This window comes from Streptomyces sp. NBC_00569 (genome assembly GCF_036345255.1).
Classification (GTDB): Bacteria; Actinomycetota; Actinomycetes; order Streptomycetales; family Streptomycetaceae; genus Streptomyces.
The window spans coordinates 4,738,647-4,761,652 of the sequence record NZ_CP107783.1; the positions used below are offsets into that span (position 1 = coordinate 4,738,647).

Consider the following 23,006-nt stretch of genomic DNA (forward strand, 5'->3'; position numbering starts at 1 on the left):
AGTCAACGTTCCACCCTTGAGCAACCACCGTCGGACATTTGCCGACGAAATGGCTCTTGGACCACCAGGTGAAACCTGGCAGCCAAAGTGCTCCTTAGAAAGGAGGTGATCCAGCCGCACCTTCCGGTACGGCTACCTTGTTACGACTTCGTCCCAATCGCCAGTCCCACCTTCGACAGCTCCCTCCCCACAAGGGGGTTGGGCCACCGGCTTCGGGTGTTACCGACTTTCGTGACGTGACGGGCGGTGTGTACAAGGCCCGGGAACGTATTCACCGCAGCAATGCTGATCTGCGATTACTAGCAACTCCGACTTCATGGGGTCGAGTTGCAGACCCCAATCCGAACTGAGACAGGCTTTTTGAGATTCGCTCCGCCTCGCGGCATCGCAGCTCATTGTACCTGCCATTGTAGCACGTGTGCAGCCCAAGACATAAGGGGCATGATGACTTGACGTCGTCCCCACCTTCCTCCGAGTTGACCCCGGCAGTCTCCTGTGAGTCCCCATCACCCCGAAGGGCATGCTGGCAACACAGAACAAGGGTTGCGCTCGTTGCGGGACTTAACCCAACATCTCACGACACGAGCTGACGACAGCCATGCACCACCTGTATACCGACCACAAGGGGGGCACCATCTCTGATGCTTTCCGGTATATGTCAAGCCTTGGTAAGGTTCTTCGCGTTGCGTCGAATTAAGCCACATGCTCCGCTGCTTGTGCGGGCCCCCGTCAATTCCTTTGAGTTTTAGCCTTGCGGCCGTACTCCCCAGGCGGGGAACTTAATGCGTTAGCTGCGGCACCGACGACGTGGAATGTCGCCAACACCTAGTTCCCACCGTTTACGGCGTGGACTACCAGGGTATCTAATCCTGTTCGCTCCCCACGCTTTCGCTCCTCAGCGTCAGTAATGGCCCAGAGATCCGCCTTCGCCACCGGTGTTCCTCCTGATATCTGCGCATTTCACCGCTACACCAGGAATTCCGATCTCCCCTACCACACTCTAGCCTGCCCGTATCGACTGCAGACCCGGGGTTAAGCCCCGGGCTTTCACAACCGACGTGACAAGCCGCCTACGAGCTCTTTACGCCCAATAATTCCGGACAACGCTTGCGCCCTACGTATTACCGCGGCTGCTGGCACGTAGTTAGCCGGCGCTTCTTCTGCAGGTACCGTCACTTTCGCTTCTTCCCTGCTGAAAGAGGTTTACAACCCGAAGGCCGTCATCCCTCACGCGGCGTCGCTGCATCAGGCTTTCGCCCATTGTGCAATATTCCCCACTGCTGCCTCCCGTAGGAGTCTGGGCCGTGTCTCAGTCCCAGTGTGGCCGGTCGCCCTCTCAGGCCGGCTACCCGTCGTCGCCTTGGTGAGCTTCTACCTCACCAACAAGCTGATAGGCCGCGGGCTCATCCTGCACCGCCGGAGCTTTCAACCCCCTCCCATGCGAGAGGGGGTGTTATCCGGTATTAGACCCCGTTTCCAGGGCTTGTCCCAGAGTGCAGGGCAGATTGCCCACGTGTTACTCACCCGTTCGCCACTAATCCACCCCGAAGGGCTTCATCGTTCGACTTGCATGTGTTAAGCACGCCGCCAGCGTTCGTCCTGAGCCAGGATCAAACTCTCCGTGAATGTTTCCGGGATATCCCGGTGAACACCACGAGAGCGGAACCGTCGGGAGGAATAATCCCCACGATTCACTGCGTCCTCGCTAGTGCGCCTCACCCCGGTGTGGGAGTGAGGACTTTTTCAAAGGAACCTCCAACCCACAATGTGGGCCGGGGTTGTCAATCTGGCGTTGACTTTTGGCACGCTGTTGAGTTCTCAAGGAACGGACGCTTCCTTTGTACTCACCCGAGAGACTCTCTCAGGCTTTCCTCCGGGCAGTTTCCCTTCGGTCTTGCGTTTCCGACTCTATCAGACTCTTTCGTGTCCGATTTCCTCGGTGCCTTTCAGGTTTCCGCTCCGGCCTTTCGGCTTTCCGCGTTTCCCTTTCCGGCGGTTCTGACTCTATCAGATCCTTTCGGGCCTGACTCCCAGTCAGCGGGGCTTGTCTTCGCGGCTGTTGGGCCGTTCCGACGAGTGAGACTTTAGCGGATTCCTGACTCCCGAGCTAATCGGGGGCGCCCTTTCGAACGCGGATTCCTCATTTCGCAAAGACGCATGAAAACGAGCTGTGGCGCATCTCGGAGAGACGCGACATCGATCGTTGAATGGTTCCTGCGGAATGGCCACCCGGGGACCGGTCATGGACCGGAGCTCACGGCGGGCAACTCGGAGAACACTACGTACCGGGCTCAGGAGTGTCAACTTCGCGCCGGCGAGGTCTACTCTTGGGCTCGTGACTACGCATGCGCACACCCAACAGTGGTGGGCCGCCTGACGGCGGCCGGCAGAAGCATGCACCCAACGGCCGCCGCCTCGGCGGCCGTTCTTGTATCTCCCCCCTGGAGACCACGGAGCCCGGCAGCCGGGCCACGGCGGTCCTGACCAGGAGGTGGAGTAATGACGCGAATCTTCAGCGGGGTCAAGCCGACCGGACATCTGACGCTGGGGAACTATCTGGGCGCCGTACGTCAGTGGGCTGAAGTCGATCAGCACAGGGCTGACGCTCTGTTCAGCGTCGTCGATCTGCACGCGTTGACCGTGGATCACGATCCGGGGCGGGTGCGGCGACTCAGTAAGCAGGCGGCGACGCTGTTGCTTGCCTCGGGGCTCGATCCCGAGGCGTGCACCGTGTTCGTACAGAGTCATGTGGACGAACACGCCCGGCTGTCGTATCTGCTCGAGTGCGTCGCCACGGACGGCGAGATGCGGCGGATGATCCAGTACAAGGAGAAATCCGCGCGCGAGCGGGAGCGGGGCGGGAGTGTGCGGCTGTCGCTCCTGACGTACCCCGTGCTGATGGCGGCGGACATCCTCGCTTACGGGGCGGACGAGGTTCCTGTCGGTGATGACCAGACGCAGCACGTCGAGCTCTCCCGGGATCTGGCCGTGCGGTTCAACCAGCGGTACGGGCACACCTTCGTGGTGCCACGGGCGACGCCGCCCGCTGTCGCGGCGCGAGTCATGGACCTCCAGGACCCGGCTTCCAAGATGGGGAAGTCCCATGACAGCGGGGCCGGAATCGTCTATCTCCTCGACGAGCCGGACGTCGTGCGCAAGAAGGTCATGCGGGCGGTCACGGACAGCGGCACGGAAGTCGAGTACGACCGCGAGAACAAGCCCGGGGTGTCGAATCTGCTGGAGATTCTGGCCGCTTGTGAGGGTGGGAACCCGGAAGGCTTGAGCGGTGTATATGAGTCGTATGGCGCGCTGAAGAGGGCGACCGCGGACGCCGTGGTGGAGCTTCTTGCGCCACTGCAGAAGAGGCACAAGGAGTTGGTTGCGGATCCCGCGCATGTAGAGGAGGTGCTGCGGCGGGGAGCTGAGCGGGCGAGGGAGATGGCGAAGCCGACCGTGGACGCCGCCTATCGGGCGATCGGGCTGCTTCCCCCTGGCTGAGCGTCCCTATCTCAGCGTCCCCTATCCGAGCGTGCGTATAAGCGGCACGTTCTTGGATGGGCGTTCCGGGGAGAGGCATTCCTAGAAGGGGCGCTGGGCGAAGGAGGCCCGGTAGGAGCGTGGGCTGGTGGCGAGGCGCGATGCGAAGTGCTGGCGCATCGTGACCTCGCTGCCGAAGCCCGCACGGCGTGCGACCTCGGGCATGGGGAGGTCTGTGCGTTCGAGCAGCTTCTGCGCTGCCGCCATGCGCTGGTCCAGGAGCCAGCGCAGAGGGGTGGTGCCGGTGGCTGCGGTGAAGTGACGGGCGAAGGAGCGCGGGGACATGCCGGCACGGTCGGCGAGGCCGGCGACGGTGAGCGGTTCGTGGAGGTGCTGGAGGGCGTATGCGCGTACGGAGGTGAGGGCGTCGGCGTCGCGGTCGGCTCGTGGCGTGGGGTGCTCGATGAACTGGGCCTGCGTTCCGGTGCGGAAGGGGGCCGTGACCATCGATCGGGCGATGGTGGCGGCGGTCTCCGCGCCATGGGTCCTGCGGACCAGGTGCAGGCAGAGATCGATGCCGGCGGCCGTGCCGGCGGCGGTCCAGATGTTGTCGTCCTCGATGAAGAGGGCGTCGGGTTCGACGGTGACGAGGGGGTGATGAGCGCGGAGCAGGTCGACGAGGTTCCAGTGGGTGATCGCGCGGCGGCCGTCCAGTAGGCCGGCCTGGGCGAGTGTGAAGGCGCCTCCGCAGAGCGCCGCAATGGTGACACCGCGGGCGTGAGCGCGGCGCAGGGACTCGAGGACCGGTTCGGGCGCGGGAGTGAGGTGGTCGTCGAGGCCGGGGACGACGAGCAGGTCGGTGGCCGGCGCGAGGCGTGTCAGCCAGGTGAGGGTGCGATCCGGGGTGAGGGTGAGTCCGCCTCGCATGGGGACAGGGGTCGGGTCTACGGCGATGCGTCGCAGATCGAAGGCAGGGACGCCGCGGTCGGTGCGGTCGGTGCCCCAGACCTCGGTGATGACGGAGACGTCGAATGCCCGGATGCCCGGGAAGGCGAGGAGGGCGATGCGCTGGGTGGGGCGCGGCAGTGTGTCCGGGTCTGGCTGCGAGTCTGGGTGCGGCACGGTGGCAGTAAACCATCGATCGCTGTCTTTTGCGCCTCTGGGGCAGGCGTGCTCCCGGCGGGAACATCGTGGGCATGGAGATCGCAGAGAACGCAGCGCTGATCGTGGTGGACGTGCAGAAGGGGTTCGAGGAGGAGAGGTTCTGGGGACCGCGGAACAACCCTGGGGCTGACGAGAACATCGCGTCGCTGATCGACGCGTGGCAGTCGACGGGGCGACCGGTCGTCTTCGTGCGGCATGACTCACCGAAGCCTCAGTCGCCGTTGCGGCAGGGTTCTGCCGGGAACGGCTTCAAGGAGTACGTGGAGGAGCGGCGTGGAAAGGGGGACGGGGCGGAGCTCCTGGTGACGAAGTCCGTGAACTCGGCGTTCTACGGGACGCCGGACCTGGACGCGTGGCTCAGGGCCGCCGGCATCGAGCAGTTCGTGGTGGCTGGGATCCAGACCAACATGTGCGCGGAGACGACGGCACGCATGGGCGGGAATCTGGGGTATGAGGTGCTGTTCGCGTTGGACGCGACGCACACCTTCGACCTGGAGGGCCCGTTCGGCTGGCGCCGCACCGCGGAGGAGCTGGCCCAGGCCTCAGCGGTGTCACTGCATGGGGGCGGCTTCGCCCGGGTGGTCACGACGGCGGAGGTTGTGGCTGCGGCGGAGGCGGGGGCGCTTCGCGGGTGATGGTCGGTACTGGTTCGGGTGTCGCCGGCACGCGTGCGAGGGCAGCCCGGTTGCGCGGGCAGCCGCGTCCACACCGGGTCTGGGCTGTCGCGGCGCCGGTGACACTGCGGCATCAGCTTGCCGCGCGGTTCGTGGAGCGTCGGGATGACCGGATCGGCCGCCTGCGGGATGAGCCGCCGCGTCCAGGTCGGTGCGGGTCGTCGCGGCGCTGGGGTCGGTCGTCTTCGCAGTGCCTGGCTCGCGCGGGCGAGTGGATTGCGGCACGAGAGGGCGCGACGGTGCGCCGACGTGGTGGGGCGACCAGATCGGCAGCCAGGTGCGGCGGGCCGCAGCGACCTGCCGCATCCCGGCCCTGCCCGACCCTGATCGGGTCAGCCCTGATCGGGTCGGCGAGGTGGAGTTCCCCGCCCCGTTGGACCAGCCGCGGGGGGCAAGACCGGCCGAGCTCAGCAAGGGCCAGGATCAGCCGGTCCGGAGTCGACCGGGCCGCGAAGACGCCCGATGGCCAGGCCGGGGTGGCCCGGCCTTGGTTAGCCAGGCCTGGCAGCGCCCCGGGTCGGGATAACCAGGCCTGGGGTAGTCAGACCTGGGGTAGTCAGGCCCGGACGCCGCCCAGGTGGGTAATCAGCCACCTGGGTGTGAGGCCCGTAGAGGCGTACGCCCGTGAGGCATAGGGCCCTGGGGGCGTACGTCGGTGGGGCGTACGTCGGTGGGGCGTACGTCGGTGGGTCAGATGGTGCCGGTGGGTCAGCTATTGCCGGAGGCCAGTTCGCGGCTGCGGTCTCGGGCGGCTTCCAGGGCGGCGATGAGGGCGGCGCGGACTCCGTGGCTTTCGAGTTCGCGGATGGCGTTGATGGTGGTGCCGGCGGGGGAGGTGACGTTTTCGCGGAGCTTGACGGGGTGTTCGCCGCTGTCGCGGAGCATCGTGGCGGCGCCGATCGCGGACTGGACGATCAGCTCGTGGGCCTTGTCGCGGGGCAGGCCGAGCAGGATTCCCGCGTCGGTCATGGCCTCGACCAGGTAGAAGAAGTACGCCGGGCCCGAGCCGGACAGGGCGGTGCAGGCGTCCTGCTGGGACTCGGGGACGCGGAGCGTCTTGCCGACGGCGCCGAAGATCTCCTCGGCGTGGGCGAGGTGGGCGGCTGTGGCGTGGGAGCCGGCGGAGATGACGGACATGGCCTCGTCGACGAGGGCGGGCGTGTTCGTCATGACGCGCACGACGGGGGTGCCTTCGGGGAGGCGCTCCTCGAGGAAGGTGGTGGGGATGCCCGCCGCGCCGCTGATGATCAGGCGGTCGGTGGGGAGGTGCGGGGCGAGTTCGGCGAGGAGGGCGCCCATGTCCTGGGGCTTGACCGTGAGGATCAGGGTGTCGGCCTGCTTGGCGGCTTCCGCGTTGGTGACGGGGGTGACCCCGTGGCGGCTGCGGAGCTCTTCGGCGCGTTCCGGACGGCGGGCCGTGACCAGGAGGTTGGCAGGGGCCCAGCCCGCCCGGATCATTCCGCTGAGCAGGGCCTCGCCGATCTTTCCGGTGCCGAGGACTGCGACGTGCTGCTGGGGCATGGAGGCCACCCTTCGGGGCGCGGGGTTCGGTGCGGTTGCGTCCGTCGGGGTCATCCTCGCATCGGCGGCGGTCAGGCCGTACGGCGGCGGAGCGTTGCGGCGCCGAGGGCCAGGACCAGGACGGCGCAGCCGGCGACGACGCCCGCGTCGCGGACGAAGTCCGCCGTGAGGTCGGTGTGGCGGAGGACTTCGTTCATACCGTCGACGGCGTACGACATGGGCAGGACGTTGGAGATCGCTTCGAGGACGGGCTGCATCTTGTCGCGCGAGATGAACAGGCCGCACAGGAGCAGCTGGGGAAAGATCACCGCCGGCATGAACTGGACGGCCTGGAACTCGGAGGCCGCGAAGGCGGAGACGAAGAGGCCGAGTGCGGTGCCGAGCAGGGCGTCGAGGAGGGCGACCAGCAGGAGGAGCCAGGCGGAGCCGGTGACGTCGAGGCCGAGGCCCCACAGGGCGAGGGCCGTCGCCAGTACGGACTGGACGACCGCGAGGGCGCCGAAGGCGAGGGCGTAACCGGCGATGAGATCGCCCTTGCCGAGGGGCATGGCGAGGAGGCGTTCGAGGGTGCCCGAGGTGCGTTCGCGCAGGGTGGCGATGGACGTGACCAGGAACATCGTGATGAGCGGGAAGATGCCGAGGAGCGAGGCGCCGATGGAGTCGAAGGTGCCGGGGCTGCCGTCGAAGACGTAGCGGAGCAGGAAGAGCATCACGCACGGGACGAGCAGCATCAGGGCGATGGAGCGCGGGTCGTGGCGGAGCTGGCGCAGGACTCGGGCTGCGGTGGCGAGGGTGCGGGCTGCGTTCATCGGGGGCTCCGCTGGAGGGTGTTGGCCTGGTCGACAAGGTGGAGGAAGGCGTCTTCGACGGTCGCCGCGCCGGTGCCGGCCCGCAGGGCGTCGGGGCTGTCGTCGGCGAGGATCTCGCCGTCGCGCATGAGGAGGAGGCGGTGGCAGCGCTCGGCCTCGTCCATGACGTGCGAGGAGACGAGAAGCGTGGCGCCGCGCTCGGCGGCGATGGAGTGGAAGAGGTTCCACAGGTCGCGGCGCAGGACGGGGTCGAGGCCGACGGTGGGTTCGTCGAGGACCAGGAGTTCGGGGGTGCCGAGGAGGGCGACGGCGAGCGAGACCCGGCTGAGCTGGCCGCCCGAGAGGTTGCCGGCGAGTGCGTCGGCGTGGGACGTGAGGTCCACTTCGGAGATGACACGGGCGACGTCGTCCCGGCGGTGGGAGGCGGCGGCGCGGCCCGGCTGGAGTACTGCCGAGAAGTAGTCCAGGTTCTGGCGGACCGTGAGGTCTGCGTATACGGAGGGGGCTTGGGTGACGTACCCGATGCGGGAGCGGAGTTCGGCGGAGCCTGCCGGGTGGCCGAGGACGCTGAGTGTTCCGGTGACCTTGGCCTGGGTTCCGACGATCGCGCGCATGAGCGTGGACTTGCCGCAGCCCGAGGGGCCGAGGAGACCGGTGATCTGGCCCCGGGGGACGGTGAAGTCCAAGCCGTGCAGGACAGGGCGGGGGCCTCGGACGACGGTGAGGCCCGTGGCGCGGACGGCGGCCGCCGGTGGTTCCGGCAAAGAGGAGGGCCGAGCGGAGGAGGTGGGGGTGGGGCTGGGCTCCGGGGAGGATGGCCCTTCGGAGATATTCATCATGTGATGAATATTCCTCCGAGGCGGCCGAGGCGTCAAGCGCCAGGGGCGCTTTGGCCGCGCCGGCGCTCGTGGGGGTGATCGGAAGCGGGGCATCCGAGGGCGGGTGACACCGCGCTTCCGGGGACAGCGGGATCAACCGCAGTTCGGTCCTTCCACAACTCCCTTACGGGCAATGGATTTCAGCGCCGGAGCCTCCCCGAACTGCCGGCGCCCACGCCTCTCCCCCGTCGCCTCACCGTTGTTTCACGGGGTGTGGCTGCTGCTGTTCACGGCCGTGCTGCCCGCCGCGAACGGGAGTTGATTCCGGTGGCGGCACTCGCGGGGCTCCTGGTGCGCGTGTGCTGCCAGCTTTTGCCGGCGCGGGAGTTGGTGCCGTTGTGGCGTGAGCGTCGGGGTGGCGCGGTGGTGCTCACGGTGACGGTCTTCGCGATCGTCGCGACGAACCTCTTCGAGGGGGTGCTGGTGGGGGCTCGCTCGCGCCGGCCGTCGCGAAGACGGCGTGGGACATCAGCCACGTACAGGTGCGGACCGAGGACCGAGGACTGGGGGCCGCGGGGCTGGTCGTACGGGTGGCCGGCACGGCCCCACGTGTCTGCGGCCGCCGAAGCTGCTCGACGCGCTGGAGGCGTTGCCTGCCGACCGGGACGTGCGGCTGGAACTGGGTGAGCCGAGGCGTCTTGATCACGCGGACGCCACGGCGCTGGAGGGGTGGATGGCGGGGCGGGGCGCGTGCGGACGACGGTGTCATGAGGTTGCGGGGGGAGGCGGCCGCCGGTGTCGTAGCGGCTGTGGGAGCCGGCGCCGATTTCGTGAGGTGGAGAGGGGGCCGCCGGTGTCGTAGTGGCTGTGGGTCAAGTGCGGGTGGCCACCAGGAGTTCGACCACGTAGGTCTCCTCCACCGTCCCGTCCGGGAAGAGCTCCCTGACCCGGGCGCGCTCCTCGGCGAGGAAGGCCTGCGCGTCGCGCTCTTCGAGGACGAGGAACGCCGAGTGGCTGCCGATGTTGGCGATGTGCGTGTCCAGCGGGACCAGCCGGCTCCAGCGCACATGCCGAAGGGTGATCTCGCCGCGTCCCGGCAGGTCCGTAAGGCCCGACAGTTCGGTGGCGCGGGCCGTGTCGGGGCGCTGCCTGGCGCCCGTCTCCACGCCTACGTGGCGCGCGATGCGTTCGTGCTGCGCGGCGATCCACGGGACGTCGAGGGCAACGGTGTTCCACCACAGCGCGAGCGCGCCGCCCGGGCGCAGGACCCGCATCGCCTCGGGCGCCGAGCGGGCCGGCTCGGTCCAGTGCCACGACTGGGCGTAGGTGAGGAGGTCCAGGGAGGCGTCGGCGAGGGGGAGGGCGTTGCCGTCGGCCCGCACGATCGGTACACCGGGCAGCGCCCGGCGGAATTCGACCGCCATGCCCTCGCCCGGCTCGACGGCGACCACGTGGGCGCCGCGCGCCTGCAGGAGGGCGGTCGAAATGCCGGTTCCCGCTCCTACGTCGGCCACGCGGGCGCCGGCGAGGGGCCGTCCGGCGGCGTCCTCGACGGCGTCCAGGAGGGCGGGCGGGTAGGACGGGCGGTTCGCGGCGTACTGGGCGGCCGCGGCATTGAACGAGTGGGCGCGCGAGACGGTGGGCATGCCGACATCCTGTCCTGTGCGGGGGACTCTCGTCAGTACGTGATGCGTGGCTCGGGCGGTTGCTCGGCTGCGGGCGCGGGCGGGTGGATCGGGCGGTGGCGGTTGCTCGGGCGCGGGCGGGTGGATCGGGCGGTGGCGGGCGGATCAGGCGGTGGCGGGTCGGGGGAGCCCGTGCCTGTGGGCCAGTGGGCCAGTGGGCCTGCGTGCGCGTGAGTTCGCGTGCCCCCGTGGGCTAGTAGGCCCGAAAGCCCGTGAGCCCGTAAATCCGTAGACCTGTAAGCCCGTGGACGTCAGCCCTTGCGCTTCTTCTTCGACGGGTTGCCGGTGCGGCGCGTGCTGCGGCGTTCGTACTGTTCGCGGGCGGTCGCGTACTCCTGCCTGCGGAGCTTCTCGCCCGGGGCCTCGGAGAAGCAGCGCAGGCAGTAGGCGAGCAGTACGCCCACGAAACCGATCGACATGAAACCTCGCAGGGACGCCTGCGCCTCGGGATCCGGACGCTTGGAGAAGCCGTCCCACGTGCGGCGGAAGGCGAGGGCGCTGCAGATCGCGAACATCAGGACCACGAGTACGTTCACGAAGGAACCGACGTCGGCGATGGCCAGGCCCTCGTACGCGAAGCGCAGCACGAAGCAGCCGGCCGCCGCGCCGGCGAGCGCGCCCACGGCGACCGCGGCGCGGCGCCAGGTGTAGCCGCCGTCGTGCTCGACCCAGGTCCTGCCGAAGAAACGGATCTCCTCGGGCTGAGGGCCCGCGGGGATGCCGCCGGCTGCTTCCGGGGTCTCGGAGGTGGGGCGGGGGGTGCCGGATTCGTCGCTCACGGGTCGATTATGGCTGGCCCTCCGGTGGCTCCGGGTTCGGAGGTGGGGCCGGGGTGGGGCCTGGGTCGGGGCTGAGGTGAGGTCAGATCGGGTTGCTGGAGTCGGCGTGGGGTGCCGCCGGGCAGGTCCGGGGCATTGTCGGACCCCTCCCCTACATTGCCCGCATGACGGAATACGTATTAGTCGCAGGTGCGTGGCTCGGGGCGTGGGCGTGGGACGACGTGGTGCCGGAGCTGCGCGCGGCCGGGCATGGCGCGCACGCCGTGACGCTCTCCGGGGTCGCCGACAAGCAGGGCGTTCCGGCCGGGCAGAAGACACATGTCCAGGACGTCGTCGACGAGGTGGAGCGCCTCGGACTGCGCGATGTCGTCCTGGTCGGGCACAGCTACGCGGGCATCCCGGTCGGTCAGGCCGCCGAGCGGATCGGTGACCGGCTGAAGCGCGTGGTGTTCGTCGACTCGAATGTTCCGGCGGACGGGGAGTCGTTCGTGTCCGGGTGGTGGCAGGGGCCGGCGGCGCTGGAAGCCGTCATCGCGGCGAACGATGGTTACTGGCCGCCGCTGACTGCGCCCGAGTGCGAGGGGCAGGGGCTCGACGACGCGCAGGTCGCGCGGATCCTGGCCGGGGCCACGCCGCACCCGGGGGCGTCCCTGTCGGAGGCGGCCGTGCTGTCCCGCCCGCCGGGCGAGCTTCCGGCGACGTACATCAAGTGCCTGCTCGACGGGCCTGAGCCGACGGACGACGTGGCCGAGCTTCTGCGCGGCGAGAACTGGCGACTGCGGGAGCTGGACACGGGGCACTGGCCGATGTTCTCCCGGCCGGGGGAGCTGGCGCGGATTCTTCTTGAGGAGGCGGCGATTTGAGGGGCGGGGCCCTGAGCGGGCGGTGAAATGACGGGGCCGGTCGCGCACGTCGGAGTACGCGACCGGCTCCTCGCCGTCCGCTACGCGCAGCGCGGCGCCACGTAGCCGTCGCTGCCGGTCTTCACGTAGGCGTCGGAGACGTACTGGCCGTTGGCGATGTTGTCCCAGAGGTCCGTCGTGCCGTACGTGCCGCTGATGGTCTCGCCAGGCTTCTGGCAGTTGATCGGTACGCGGGCGCCCAGCGGCAGGACCTTGATCAACTGGTATTGGGTGCCCGGTCCGCTGCGTACCTTCAGTCGCACGTCCGGGGCCACCGGGTAGCGGATCGCTACGGCCGAGGCCTCCGAAGCCGCGCCCAGGACGAGACTCAGAGCGGCCATGGCGCCGGCCACGGCCACGCCCCTCCTGCGCCCATTCGCACCCAACAGCCTTGCCCTTACAGCCCAGTTGACCGTTGGCATGGCTCCCCGTCCTTGTCCGTTTCGCTCTCCCCTAGGCACAGCGCGGCGCCACGTAGCCGTCGCTGCCGGTCTTCACGTACGCATCGGAGACGTACTCGCCGACGCCGATGTTGTCCCAGATCTTGGTCGTGCCGTAGGGGCCGCTGACGGTCTCCCCCGGGCGCTGGCAGAAGATCGGCACTGTGGCGCCCTCCGGCAGCACGCGGACCGGTCGGTAGTGCGTGCCGGGACCGCTGCGGACGTTCAGCGTCGTGCCGGGCGCGATCGCGTAGTAGCGCTGCGCCGCGGCCGCCACGGCCTCTCCTGCACCCTCTATTTCCTCAACCGCCATGTGGACCTCCCCCGTTGACTTCTCAGCCTTCTTGGCGCCGAACCCTCCGGAGCTCCGCCAGGGACTCGTTCAGAGATCGTTGAGCCCCCGTTGAAACCAGTGTGTTCAGCTGATGCACGCGGAGGCTAGCAAGCCTCGTCCGTCTCGTACGAATCATCGACTAGGCTCCGTGCGTCGCTCGTGCGAACGGCTGCACGCGGGGCGCTCACGGACGACAGCCACGGGGGTGGACATGCCGCCAGGCCGCAGCGCCGGGCCCGGCGCGGAAGCGGAACTTCCTGAGTACGCCGGCCATTACCGCCTTGAAGGGCGTCTGGGTTCCGGCGGCATGGGCGTCGTACATCTGGCGCGGTCCGCCTCGGGAATGCAACTCGCAGTGAAGGTCGTGCATGCCGAGTTCGCCAGGGACCCCGAGTTCAGGGGACGCTTCCGGCAGGAGATCGCGGCCGCACGACGGGTGAGCGGCGCTTTCACCGCGCCCGTCGTGGATGCCGATCCCGATGCCGAACGGCCGTGGATGGCCACGCTGTTCATTCCCGGCCTCACCCTCGCCGAGCATGTGAAGCAGCATGGCCCGCTGCGGCATGCCCAGCTGCGCCAGGTGATGGCCGGGCTCGCCGAGGCTCTGCGGGACATCCACCGTGCCGGGGTCGTGCACCGCGATCTGAAGCCGAGCAACGTACTGCTGGCCGAGGACAACCCGAAGGTGATCGACTTCGGAATCTCCCGGCCGAAGGACAGCGAACTGCGGACCGAGACGGGCAAATTGATCGGTACGCCGCCGTTCATGGCACCGGAGCAGTTCCGCCGGCCGCGCGAGGTGGGACCGGCGGCCGATGTCTTCGCGCTCGGTTCGGTCCTGGTGCACGCGGCGACCGGACGTGGCCCCTTCGACTCCGACAGCCCCTACCTGGTCGCGTACCAAGTGGTCCATGACGAGCCCGACCTGACGGACGTCCCGGACGATCTGGGCCCGCTGATCATGCGCTGTCTCGCCAAGGACCCCGAGCACCGGCCGACCCCCGACGAGCTGATGAAGGAACTGCGACGGGTATCCGCCCAGTACGACACCCAGGCGTTCATACCCCAACAGCGGAGGGCCGGAGCCGGGGACCGTGGGCCGTCCCACGACGCTGCCGAGGAGACGCACAGCCGCTCGTCCGGTGCACCGACCGATGCAGCGGGCGCGAGGCGCTCCCCCGACGGTCCCGCCGCCCGCACACCGGAGGCCCCCGGCAGCCGGGCAACCGGCGTCATCCGTCGGCGGCGTGCTCTGATCGTCGGCGGTGCCTTGGCCGTCGCCCTCTCGATCGCGGCGGCGACCGTCGCCCTCACCTCGCTCAGTGGCAGCGGGCCCTCAAGCGCGCCTTCGACCTCCACGGCCGGTCGTGCGGCGCACAGCTTCAAGCCCTGGGCAAGCGAGTTGGGCGGCGGGTCGGGTGACTCAGCCGCCGTGATGCCGACTTGCTCGTACGGTGGCGGAGCCCTGCGCTGTGCGGTGTCCGGCGTGCTCGCCGCCTCCGTCGATCCGCGTGACGGAGGCGTGCTGTGGAGCCGCAGATCCGCCGGCGCCGACAGCGATTCGGGCGCCTCGCCCGCGACGGCCCCCGTGTTCTCCGGCGGCCTCGTCCACGCGATCAGTGCCGACGGCATGCGTCTGCGCGCGCTCGATCCCCGTACGGGCAAGCCCCGCTGGGACATGGACATCGCCGCGTACAACGGCCGCGTGCTGCACGCCGGCGGTACTGTGCTGCTCACCGCGGCTGACGGGACGGTCACAGGGGTCGACGGCGCCACAGGCCGCAAGCTCTGGAGCCACCGCCTGCCGGGTCAGACGCAGCCCACCCTCGCGTACTTCGGCAAGGGCCTCGCCTACGCGACGACCATGTCCCCGGACGGGTCGACTACGCAGGTCAGCGCCGTGGACCCGGAGTCCGGGGCCGTCCGGTGGCAACGGCGGATCAGCGGGAATCTGACCCCGGTCGGCGCCCCGAAGGGCGCGGTCTGCTTCACCGAGCGCAACATGGCCAGCGAGACCGTCGCTCTGGTCCGCTACGTCCCGGCGAGCGACAGCCTGCACCGGTCACGGTTGACGACGGCCCTTCCTCAGGCGACGGCGACCCTGCACGGCGACTCCGTGTATCTCCTCGCCGTGGGCGGGGCGCTCGTGGCCGTGGACACGACGACCGGCACGCAGCGGTGGCGGGTGGAAACGTCCATCAGCAGGGGCTCGGCACCCGCGGCCGACGACCGCCACGTCTACCTCACCGCCCCCGACGGCCGCCTGCTCGCCACCGACGTCCGCACCGGCAAGCCCCTCGGTCAGACGCGCCCCCGGCTCGGGAGTGAACCCGGGCGGGTGGTCGGGGAGTTGCCCGCGCCCGTAGTGGGTGAGGGAGGACGCGTCTACGGGAGCGCGCCCGACGGAAGTGTGTTCGGGGTGGACGGGCGGGAGCCTGGGCGCTGGTGACGTCCGGCCGTTCGGGCTCTGGAGACCCCGGCCGGGCCGGGTCGAGGGCAACCGCAAGTCGGGCCAGGCCCCGGTGACTGCGGCCGGGCCGGGCCGAGGGCAACCGCAAGTCGGGCCAGGCCCCGGTGACTGCGGCCGGGCCGGGCGCCGGTGACGTGGGTCGGGCCGGGCGCTGACCGCCTCGGCCGAGACGACACCCAGGCCTGACCCTGTCCCTGTACGGACAAGAGCCCGCCCGGCAGCGATTTCGCCGCCGGGCGGGCTCACGCCTCAGGCAGAGCCAGAACCAGAACCAGAACCGAAGTCAGGGACAGGGCTCAGGGCCAGGGCCAGAACCAGAACCAGAGCCAGAGCCAGGATCAGGCCGCCGGTTCAATCGGAGGCAGCCGGAGGCCGCCGGCCGGTTCTCCGGTTCTCAGCCCAGCTTCGAGACGTCCCGCACCGCTCCCTTGTCCGCGCTCGTCGCCATCGCGGCGTACGCGCGCAGGGCGGCCGAGACCTTGCGGTCGCGGGCGGCCGGGGCGTAGACGCCGTTCAGGGCGGTGCGGCGGGTGGCCAGCTCGTCGTCGGAGACGAGGAGCTCGATCGAACGGTTCGGGATGTCGATGCGGATGCGGTCGCCGTCCTGGACGAGGGCGATCGTGCCGCCGGACGCCGCCTCGGGAGAGGCGTGGCCGATGGACAGGCCCGACGTGCCGCCGGAGAAGCGGCCGTCCGTGACCAGCGCGCAGGTCTTGCCGAGGCCGCGGCCCTTGAGGAACGACGTCGGGTAGAGCATCTCCTGCATGCCGGGGCCGCCCTTGGGGCCCTCGTAGCGGATGACCACGACGTCGCCGTGCGTGACCTCCTTCTTGAGGATCTTGTCGACCGCGTCCTCCTGCGACTCGCAGACGACCGCCGGACCCTCGAACGTCCAGATCGACTCGTCGACGCCCGCCGTCTTCACGACGCAGCCGTCGACCGCCAGGTTGCCCCTGAGGACCGCGAGGCCGCCGTCCTTCGAGTACGCGTGGTCGGCGGACCGGATGCAGCCGTTCTCGGCGTCCAGGTCGAGGGCCTCCCAGCGCTCCGACTGGGAGAACGCCTCCGCCGAGCGGACGCAGCCGGGGGCCGCGTGCCACATCTCGACGGCCTCCGCGGACGGGGAGCCCGCGCGCACGTCCCACGTCTTCATCCAGTCGGAGAGCGACGGGCTGTGGACGGAGTGGACGTCCTCGTTCAGGAGGCCGGCGCGGTGCAGCTCGCCCAGCAGGGCGGGGATGCCGCCGGCGCGGTGCACGTCCTCCATGTAGTACGTGCGGTCCTTCGCCACGTTCGGCGCGACCTTGGAGAGGCACGGCACGCGGCGCGAGACCTCGTTGATCTCGTCCAGACCGAAGGCGACGCCCGCCTCCTGCGCGGCGGCCAGCAGGTGCAGGATCGTGTTGGTGGAGCCGCCCATGGCGATGTCGAGGGCCATGGCGTTCTGGAAGGCGGCGAAGGTGGCGACGTTACGCGGCAGGACCGACTCGTCGTCCTCCTCGTAGTACCGGCGCGTGATGTCCATGACGGTGCGGGCCGCGTTCTCGTACAGCGCCTTGCGGGCCGTGTGCGTGGCGAGGACCGTGCCGTTGCCGGGGAGGGAGAGGCCGATGGCCTCCGTCAGGCAGTTCATCGAGTTGGCCGTGAACATGCCGGAACAGGAGCCGCAGGTCGGACAGGCGTTCTCCTCGATACGGAGGATGTCCTCGTCCGAGATCTTGTCGTTCACGGCGTCGGAGATCGCGTCGACCAGGTCGAGCGTGCGGACGGTGCCGTCGACCAGGGTGGCGCGGCCGGACTCCATCGGGCCGCCGGAGACGAAGACCGTCGGGATGTTCAGGCGCAGGGCCGCCATCAGCATGCCGGGCGTGATCTTGTCGCAGTTCGAGATGCAGATCAGGGCGTCGGCGCAGTGCGCCTCGACCATGTACTCGACGCTGTCCGCGATCAGGTCGCGGGAGGGGAGCGAGTAGAGCATGCCGCCGTGGCCCATCGCGATGCCGTCGTCGACGGCGATCGTGTTGAACTCGCGCGCGATGCCGCCCGCCGCCGTGATCGCGTCGGAGACGATGCGGCCGACCGGCTGGAGGTGGGTGTGGCCGGGCACGAACTCGGTGAACGAGTTGGCCACGGCGATGATCGGCTTCCGGCCGATGTCCGCACCGGGTACCCCGGAGGCACGCATAAGGGCGCGTGCGCCCGCCATGTTGCGTCCATGGGTGACTGTGCGGGACCTCAGCTCGGGCATCGTCGCTCGCTCCTTCAAGGGCCCTTTCAGGGGCCCGTGCGGCAGATAGGGCTGCTATCGAGCGTACGCCGCTGATCCAAGATCCGGACAGGGTGTCCGGAATACGGGACGCGCGTCTCGCTGTACGTTCCCCCGGCCGAGGTGTCCTGTCCGGGTACCCGGGCCGTGGCGTCCCCTCCGGGTACCCCGGCCCTCGCGTCCCGTCCGTGTGTCCCGGGTCCTCGCGTCCCGTCCTGGCGACCGGCGGCCGGGACTCTCGACGGTTCGGAGCGCATGCCGGGTGGGGGCATGCCAGGTGAGGGCGTGCGTCACTCCCCCGTCAGATGCCCCTGCACCACCGGTGCCACCCGCTCGACGATCCGCTCCACGTCCGCCGACGCCAGCGGTTCCACCTTGATCACGTAACGCAGCATGGCGATCCCCACGAGCTGCGCCGCCGCCAGCTCCGCCCTGAGCTCGGCCTCCTCGGGCGGCAGGTCCAGCTGCCCGGCGATCTTCCGCAGCAGCTGTACGGCGACCAGGCGCCGGAAGACGGCCGCCGCGGCCTCGTTGTTCACGGCCGAGCGGACGATCGCGAGGAGCGGGGCGCGGGTCGCCGGGTTCTCCCACACGGAGAAGATGAAGCGGGTGAGGCGCTCGCCGACGCCGTCCAGCGGGCCGTCCTCGATCGCGGCCGGTGCGTCCAGAGCGGGGGCGAAGGCGACCGCGATGGACGCCTCGAAGACCTGCTCCTTCGTGCCGAAGTAGTGGTGCACCAGCGCCGCGTCCACGCCCGCCGCCTTGGCGATGCCGCGTACCGATGTCTTCTCGTAGCCGCGCTCGGAGAACTCCGCGCGGGCCGCCTCCAGGATGCGGTCGCGGGTCGCGGGGCCGGCCGCCTCCGACTGCGTACGGGAGGGCCGCCCCCTGCGGCGTACGGGAGGGACGTCCGGGTCGGTCATGAGCGGGGGACCCGGACCGCCGACGCGAGGTGCAGGCGGGTGAAGGCGAGGGCCTCGGCGAGGTCGGCCTCACGTTCGGCGCTGGACATGGCGCGGCGGGTGTTGACCTCGATCACGACGTGCCCGTCGAAGCCCGTCAGGGCGAGGCGCTCCAGGAGCTCGGCGCAGGGCTGCGTGCCGCGGCCGGGGACCAGGTGCTCGTCCTTCGCCGATCCCCTGCCGTCCGCGAGATGGACGTGGCCGAGGCGGTCGCCCATGCGGTCGATCATCGACATCGCGTCGGTGCGGGCCGTCGCGGTGTGGCTGAGGTCGATCGTGAAGTGCCGGTAGTCGTCCTTGGTGACGTCCCAGTCGGGGGCGTACGCGAGCATCTCGCGGTCGCGGTAGCGCCAGGGGTACATGTTCTCGACAGCGAAGCGGACGTCCGTCTCGTCGGCCATACGCCAGACGCCGTCGACGAAGTCGCGCGCGTACTGGCGCTGCCAGCGGAAGGGCGGGTGGACGACGACCGTGGACGCGCCCAGCTTCTCGGCCGCCGACCTCGCGCGCTGGAGCTTGGTCCACGGGTCCGTGGACCAGACGCGCTGCGTGATCAGCAGACAGGGCGCGTGTACGGCGAGGATCGGGACCTGGTGGTAGTCGGAGAGCCGGCGCAGGGCCTCGATGTCCTGGCTGACGGGGTCGGTCCAGACCATGACCTCGACGCCGTCGTACCCCAGGCGTGCCGCGATCTCGAAGGCCGTCGCCGTCGACTCCGGATAGACCGAGGCCGTCGACAGGGCGACCTTCGCATCCGGGATGCGCACCACTGGTTCTGCCACGGAGACAGAGTACGGGCCCCGGCTGAGCCCCGGGGAAGTGGTCGGGCCGCGGGTGCTGTGGGGTGCGCCTCAGTACGGCAGCACCCGGCCGGGGCCCCGGCCGGGCGGACCCGGGAGGCGACGGGAGACGCCGCGGCCCGGCCTCCGGCTGCGATACGTCCCGTCAGACCGCCGGCATGTGGTCGAGCCGCCTGAGGATGACGCCCTCACGCAGCGCCCAGGGGCAGACCTCCAGGGTCTCCACCCCGAACAGGTCCATGGCCCCCTCGGCCACCAGCGCGCCCGCGAGCAGCTGGCCCGCGCGGCCCTCCGAGACCCCGGGGAGCTCAGCGAGCTCCGCCTCCGTCATCGCGGCCAGGCGCGGCACCCAGTCCTCCAGGGACTTGCGCTTCAGCTCCCGCTGGACGTACAGGCCCTCGGTGGAACGGGCCGCTCCGGCCAGCCGCGCGAGCTGCTTGAACGTCTTGGACGTGGCCACGACGTGATCGGGCTTGCCGAAGCGCGTGAACTCGCCGACCGAGCGCGCGATCTGCGCACGTACGTGCCTGCGCAGCGCCTTGATGTCCGCGGGGTCCGGCGGGTCGCTCGGCAGCCAGCCCGCCGTCAGGCGCCCCGCCCCGAGCGGCAGCGACACCGCGGCGTCGGGCTCCTCGTCGATGCCGAACGCGATCTCGAGGGAGCCACCGCCGATGTCCAGGACGAGCAGCTTCCCGGCCGACCAGCCGAACCAGCGGCGGGCCGCGAGGAAGGTGAGCCGGGCCTCCTCCTCGCCGGTGAGGACGCGCAGCTCGACGCCGGTGTCCTCCTTGACCCGGGCGAGGACCTCGTCGGCGTTGCTGGCCTCGCGTACGGCTGAGGTGGCGAAGGGCACGAGGTCCTCGACGCCCTTGTCCTCGGCCGCCTCCAGGGCGTCCCGCACGGTGGCGGTCAGCCGGGCCACGCCGTCGGGGCCGATGGCGCCGCGGTCGTCGAGGAGTTGCGCGAGCCGCAGCTCCGCCTTGTGCGAGTGCGCGGGCAGCGGGCGCGCGCCCGGGTGCGCGTCCACCACAAGCAAGTGCACCGTGTTCGAACCCACGTCGAGGACACCGAGTCTCATATACGGAACGCTACTGCGCGTGGGGCGGGCGTCAGTCCCCGAGGGCACCGCAGCGCGCTTACCCTGGAACCGTGCCAAAGACGAAAAAGGTCAACGCCGACAAGAGCGACAAGCGCGGTAAGAGCGACAAGGAAGCCAAGTCGGCCACCAAGCCGTCGAAGGCGCCGAAGTCCAAGGAATCAAGGACGAAGCAGTCCGGTACGAAGGGTTCATCGCCGAAGGTGTCATCGCCGAAAGGTTCCGCCCCTGACGAGAAGGGTCTGGACTTCGCCCGCGCCTGGGTCGAGTTCCCCGACCCCGCGGACGACGAGCAGATCTTCCGCTGCGACCTGACCTGGCTGACCTCGCGCTGGAGCTGCATCTTCGGGAGCGGCTGCCAGGGCATCCAGGCCGGCCGCGCGGACGACGGCTGCTGCACGCTCGGCGCCCACTTCTCCGACGAGGACGACGAGAAGCGCGTCGCCGGGTTCGTGGCGCGGCTCACGCCCGACATCTGGCAGCACCACGAGGTCGGCACGCAGACGGGCTGGGTCTCCACGGACGAGGACGGCGAGCGCCAGACCCGCCCGTACAAAGGCTCGTGCATCTTCCAGAACCGGCCCGGTTTCAAGGGTGGCGCGGGCTGCTCGCTGCACATCCTGGCGATCAAGGAGGGCCGCGAGCCCCTGGAGACCAAGCCGGACGTGTGCTGGCAGCTGCCGGTCCGCCGGACCTACGAGTGGATCGACCGGCCCGACGACACCCGCGTGCTCCAGGTGTCCATCGGTGAGTACGACCGCCGCGGCTGGGGCCCGGGCGGCCACGATCTGCACTGGTGGTGCACCTCGGCGACGTCGGCCCACGGGGCGGGCGACCCGGTGTACGTCTCCTACCGGCCCGAGCTGACCGAGCTCATGGGCAAGGAGGGCTACGACCGTCTCGCCGAGCTGTGCGAGGAGCGTCTGGCCTCCCAGCTCCCGCTGCTCGCGCCGCACCCGGCGGATCCCCCCACCGCTTCCTGAGAACTGCCCCCGCCCGCTCCCGTCGGCCCGCGCTAGCCGCCGCTCGGGCTCGCACCGCCGTCGCCCGGCGGCGGTGACGAGTCCGTGGGGGCCGACGGGCTCGGTGACGGATCGGACGGCGTGGGGCTCTGGTCGGACGGTGTGGGGTCCGGGTCGGACGGGCCCGGGCCGGACGGCGTGGGATCGGACGGGCCGGGGCCCGGGTTCCCTGTGTGCGACGGGTCGGGGCCCGGGTTCGAGGTGCCGGGCTGCGAGGGGCCCGAACTCCCGCGTCCCTCTATTGAGATGACAGCCCCCGAGGGGTCGATGCCGATGCGCGCCGACCAGTGACCGGCGGGCTCCCGATCGTGATCGACGTACACCCGGATCGTGAACGACTCCCCGGGCCGCAGCGTTCCCGACGTACTCGTCAGATAGAGCCAGCCGGCCCCGGTGTGTGCCGACCAGTGGACCGGTGAACTCCCGGACGCCGTCAGCTTGATGAGGGTCGCGGAGCCGCTCGGCTGCGCCTCCACGGTGAGCCGGCCCGGGCCGGACCGCGAGGGCCCGCCGGGGCTGATGACCTCCACGGAGACGTCCGGGGAGCGGCTGCCCGCGGTGAAACGCGGGTCGGGGGTCGTGCGCGCGTTGCCCGCGTTCTCGTAAGCGCCGTCCGCGCGGTTGCCGTCGAGCCCGCCCGGGTCGCCGGCCTCGCTCGCGCTGATCGAGCGCCCGTCCTGACCCTCGCCCGTCTGCGGCGCACCCCGGTACGCCGCCCACAGCGCCAGCACCGGGGCGGCCACGACGGTGGCGACGACCGTCGTCGTGACGGCACGCGCGCGTAGCCGGTCCCGGCGGGCCGCCCTGTCCTTGGGGTCCATCGGGAAGCCGCGCCGGTCGAAGCGGGGGGCCGTACCTCGCTGGGGGCGGTCGGCGTGGGCCATCGCCCGGTGCAGGGTCGCGCGCGGGGCCGTCGCGAGGGGCAGGGCGGCCGGGGTGACCGCCGTGCCGGGCCACGCGCCGGGGGCGGCGCGCTCGGCGGTGCGGCGGCAGCGGGGGCAGTCGTCGACATGCCGGACCAGTTCGCGGCGCAGGGCGGAGCTCAGCAGCAGCTGGTTGTCTCCGGTGAGGCGGGCGACGCTGGGGCAGGTGCCCGTCTCCACCACGGCGAGGGCGGCGCGGGTGCGTTCCACCTCGCAGGCGGCGGAGGCGAGCAGCTCCCGGGTGAGCCCCGGTTCCGTGCCCAGCGCGGCGGCGACCTCTCGGGGCGACAGCTGATGCCGTACGGCCAGCTCCAGCGCCTCGCGCTGCTCGGGCGTCGTGCCGGCGGCCTCCGGCCAGGCCAGGAGCGCGAGCTCGCGGCGGCGCTGCGCCTGGATCTCCTCGGAAGGGGCCTCTTTGACGTGCGGGACTTCGGGGTGAGGCCGGCCCGAGGCGTGCGTCCCCTGTCTGCGGCGCTTCGCCTCCGCCAGGGCCCGCAGGCACGACCAGCGCGCGAGCGCGTACAGCCACGCCTTACGGTCGCTCTCGGTTTCGGGACCGCGGGAGCCGCGGCGTTCGGCGAGCGCCAGGGCGTCGCCCAGCGCCGCGACGGCGTCGTCGTGATCGCACAGGACGGACAGGCAGTACGTGAACAGGCCGTCCAGATAAGGCTCGTAGCGCGAGGTCGGGCGCTGGGGGACGGTCCGCGGCGCAGGTCGCCCGCGCCCGTCGCGGTGCGCCCGGTGTGCGCCGGTGGTCTGCGTGGGCGTTTCCGGCCTGCTGGTCATCACCCGTGCGACCGTAGGCGGATGGTGCCGCACCCTTCCTCCCCCTTGGGGACATTTAATCCGTACGGGTGAAACGAT

At 70.2% G+C, this 23,006-nt stretch carries 18 protein-coding genes and 1 rRNA gene; 5 read left to right on the top strand and 14 right to left on the bottom strand.

The genetic code is table 11. The features are described from left to right. Positions 1-98 precede the first annotated feature (98 nt). Positions 99-1,626, bottom strand: a 16S ribosomal RNA gene (locus OHO83_RS21280). An 873-nt stretch (positions 1,627-2,499) separates the two neighbouring features. Between OHO83_RS21280 and trpS the strand changes: the two genes are divergently transcribed. Next, positions 2,500-3,498, top strand: coding sequence for a tryptophan--tRNA ligase (gene trpS / locus OHO83_RS21285; RefSeq protein ID WP_266673045.1), 999 nt, complete (start codon positions 2,500-2,502; stop codon positions 3,496-3,498). Between the two features lie 81 nt (positions 3,499-3,579). On the opposite strand, the gene OHO83_RS21290 is transcribed toward trpS, so the two are convergent. Then, positions 3,580-4,599, bottom strand: coding sequence for a GlxA family transcriptional regulator (locus tag OHO83_RS21290; RefSeq protein ID WP_389564595.1), 1,020 nt, complete (start codon positions 4,597-4,599; stop codon positions 3,580-3,582). Between the two features lie 74 nt (positions 4,600-4,673). On the opposite strand from OHO83_RS21290, the gene OHO83_RS21295 reads away from it, so the two are divergent. Next, positions 4,674-5,276, top strand: coding sequence for a cysteine hydrolase family protein (locus OHO83_RS21295; RefSeq protein ID WP_329434317.1), 603 nt, complete (start codon positions 4,674-4,676; stop codon positions 5,274-5,276). Positions 5,277-6,023: 747 nt separating this feature from the next. Here the strand turns inward: OHO83_RS21295 and proC are convergent. From proC to OHO83_RS21320, 5 genes are all read right to left on the bottom strand, one after another. After that, positions 6,024-6,836: a pyrroline-5-carboxylate reductase gene (gene proC, locus OHO83_RS21300; protein ID WP_266673041.1), complete on the bottom strand. Its 813-nt coding sequence runs from the start codon at positions 6,834-6,836 to the stop codon at positions 6,024-6,026. Between the two features lie 71 nt (positions 6,837-6,907). Beyond that, positions 6,908-7,645: an ABC transporter permease gene (locus OHO83_RS21305; RefSeq protein ID WP_330279730.1), complete on the bottom strand. Its 738-nt coding sequence runs from the start codon at positions 7,643-7,645 to the stop codon at positions 6,908-6,910. After that, positions 7,642-8,484 carry an ABC transporter ATP-binding protein gene (locus OHO83_RS21310; protein WP_443066057.1) on the bottom strand — a complete coding sequence of 281 codons (843 nt, stop codon included), beginning with the start codon at positions 8,482-8,484 and terminating at the stop codon, positions 7,642-7,644. The genes OHO83_RS21305 and OHO83_RS21310 overlap by 4 nt, the downstream gene beginning before the upstream one ends. A gap of 851 nt (positions 8,485-9,335) precedes the next feature. Beyond that, entirely contained in the window at positions 9,336-10,109 is a 774-nt protein-coding gene (locus OHO83_RS21315; protein ID WP_329434320.1) for a class I SAM-dependent methyltransferase, read from the bottom strand. A 290-nt stretch (positions 10,110-10,399) separates the two neighbouring features. Continuing rightward, positions 10,400-10,927 carry an EamA/RhaT family transporter gene (locus tag OHO83_RS21320; protein ID WP_266673035.1) on the bottom strand — a complete coding sequence of 176 codons (528 nt, stop codon included), beginning with the start codon at positions 10,925-10,927 and terminating at the stop codon, positions 10,400-10,402. 164 nt (positions 10,928-11,091) lie between these two features. Here OHO83_RS21320 and OHO83_RS21325 point away from each other — a divergent pair, with 164 nt between their 5' ends. Beyond that, entirely contained in the window at positions 11,092-11,790 is a 699-nt protein-coding gene (locus OHO83_RS21325) for an alpha/beta fold hydrolase (RefSeq protein WP_266673033.1), read from the top strand. Between the two features lie 80 nt (positions 11,791-11,870). Here OHO83_RS21325 and OHO83_RS21330 read toward each other — a convergent pair whose 3' ends face one another. Together OHO83_RS21330 and OHO83_RS21335 are read right to left on the bottom strand one after the other, a co-directional pair. Then, entirely contained in the window at positions 11,871-12,170 is a 300-nt protein-coding gene (locus tag OHO83_RS21330) for a peptidase (protein ID WP_266676533.1), read from the bottom strand. Positions 12,171-12,282: 112 nt separating this feature from the next. After that, entirely contained in the window at positions 12,283-12,582 is a 300-nt protein-coding gene (locus tag OHO83_RS21335) for a peptidase (protein WP_266673031.1), read from the bottom strand. 232 nt (positions 12,583-12,814) lie between these two features. Here OHO83_RS21335 and OHO83_RS21340 point away from each other — a divergent pair, with 232 nt between their 5' ends. Further along, entirely contained in the window at positions 12,815-15,052 is a 2,238-nt protein-coding gene (locus OHO83_RS21340; RefSeq protein WP_330279731.1) for a serine/threonine-protein kinase, read from the top strand. 415 nt (positions 15,053-15,467) lie between these two features. On the opposite strand, the gene ilvD is transcribed toward OHO83_RS21340, so the two are convergent. From ilvD to OHO83_RS21360, 4 genes are all read right to left on the bottom strand, one after another. Further along, complete coding sequence (gene ilvD, locus OHO83_RS21345) at positions 15,468-17,321, bottom strand: dihydroxy-acid dehydratase (RefSeq protein WP_266673027.1); 1,854 nt, start codon at positions 17,319-17,321, stop codon at positions 15,468-15,470. Positions 17,322-17,629: 308 nt separating this feature from the next. Continuing rightward, entirely contained in the window at positions 17,630-18,262 is a 633-nt protein-coding gene (locus tag OHO83_RS21350; protein ID WP_266673025.1) for a TetR/AcrR family transcriptional regulator, read from the bottom strand. Next, on the bottom strand, positions 18,259-19,083 hold the full coding sequence (locus tag OHO83_RS21355; RefSeq protein WP_266673023.1) for a sugar phosphate isomerase/epimerase family protein: 825 nt from the start codon (positions 19,081-19,083) through the stop codon (positions 18,259-18,261). The genes OHO83_RS21350 and OHO83_RS21355 overlap by 4 nt, the downstream gene beginning before the upstream one ends. 163 nt (positions 19,084-19,246) lie before the next feature. Next, entirely contained in the window at positions 19,247-20,179 is a 933-nt protein-coding gene (locus tag OHO83_RS21360) for a Ppx/GppA phosphatase family protein (RefSeq protein ID WP_266673021.1), read from the bottom strand. 71 nt (positions 20,180-20,250) lie between these two features. Between OHO83_RS21360 and OHO83_RS21365 the strand changes: the two genes are divergently transcribed. Further along, on the top strand, positions 20,251-21,180 hold the full coding sequence (locus OHO83_RS21365) for a hypothetical protein (protein WP_266673019.1): 930 nt from the start codon (positions 20,251-20,253) through the stop codon (positions 21,178-21,180). Between the two features lie 32 nt (positions 21,181-21,212). On the opposite strand, the gene OHO83_RS21370 is transcribed toward OHO83_RS21365, so the two are convergent. Beyond that, the gene (locus OHO83_RS21370) at positions 21,213-22,928 is read right to left on the bottom strand and encodes a BACON domain-containing protein (RefSeq protein ID WP_266673017.1); all 1,716 of its coding nucleotides are present in this window, start codon (positions 22,926-22,928) and stop codon (positions 21,213-21,215) included. Positions 22,929-23,006: the final 78 nt, after the last annotated feature.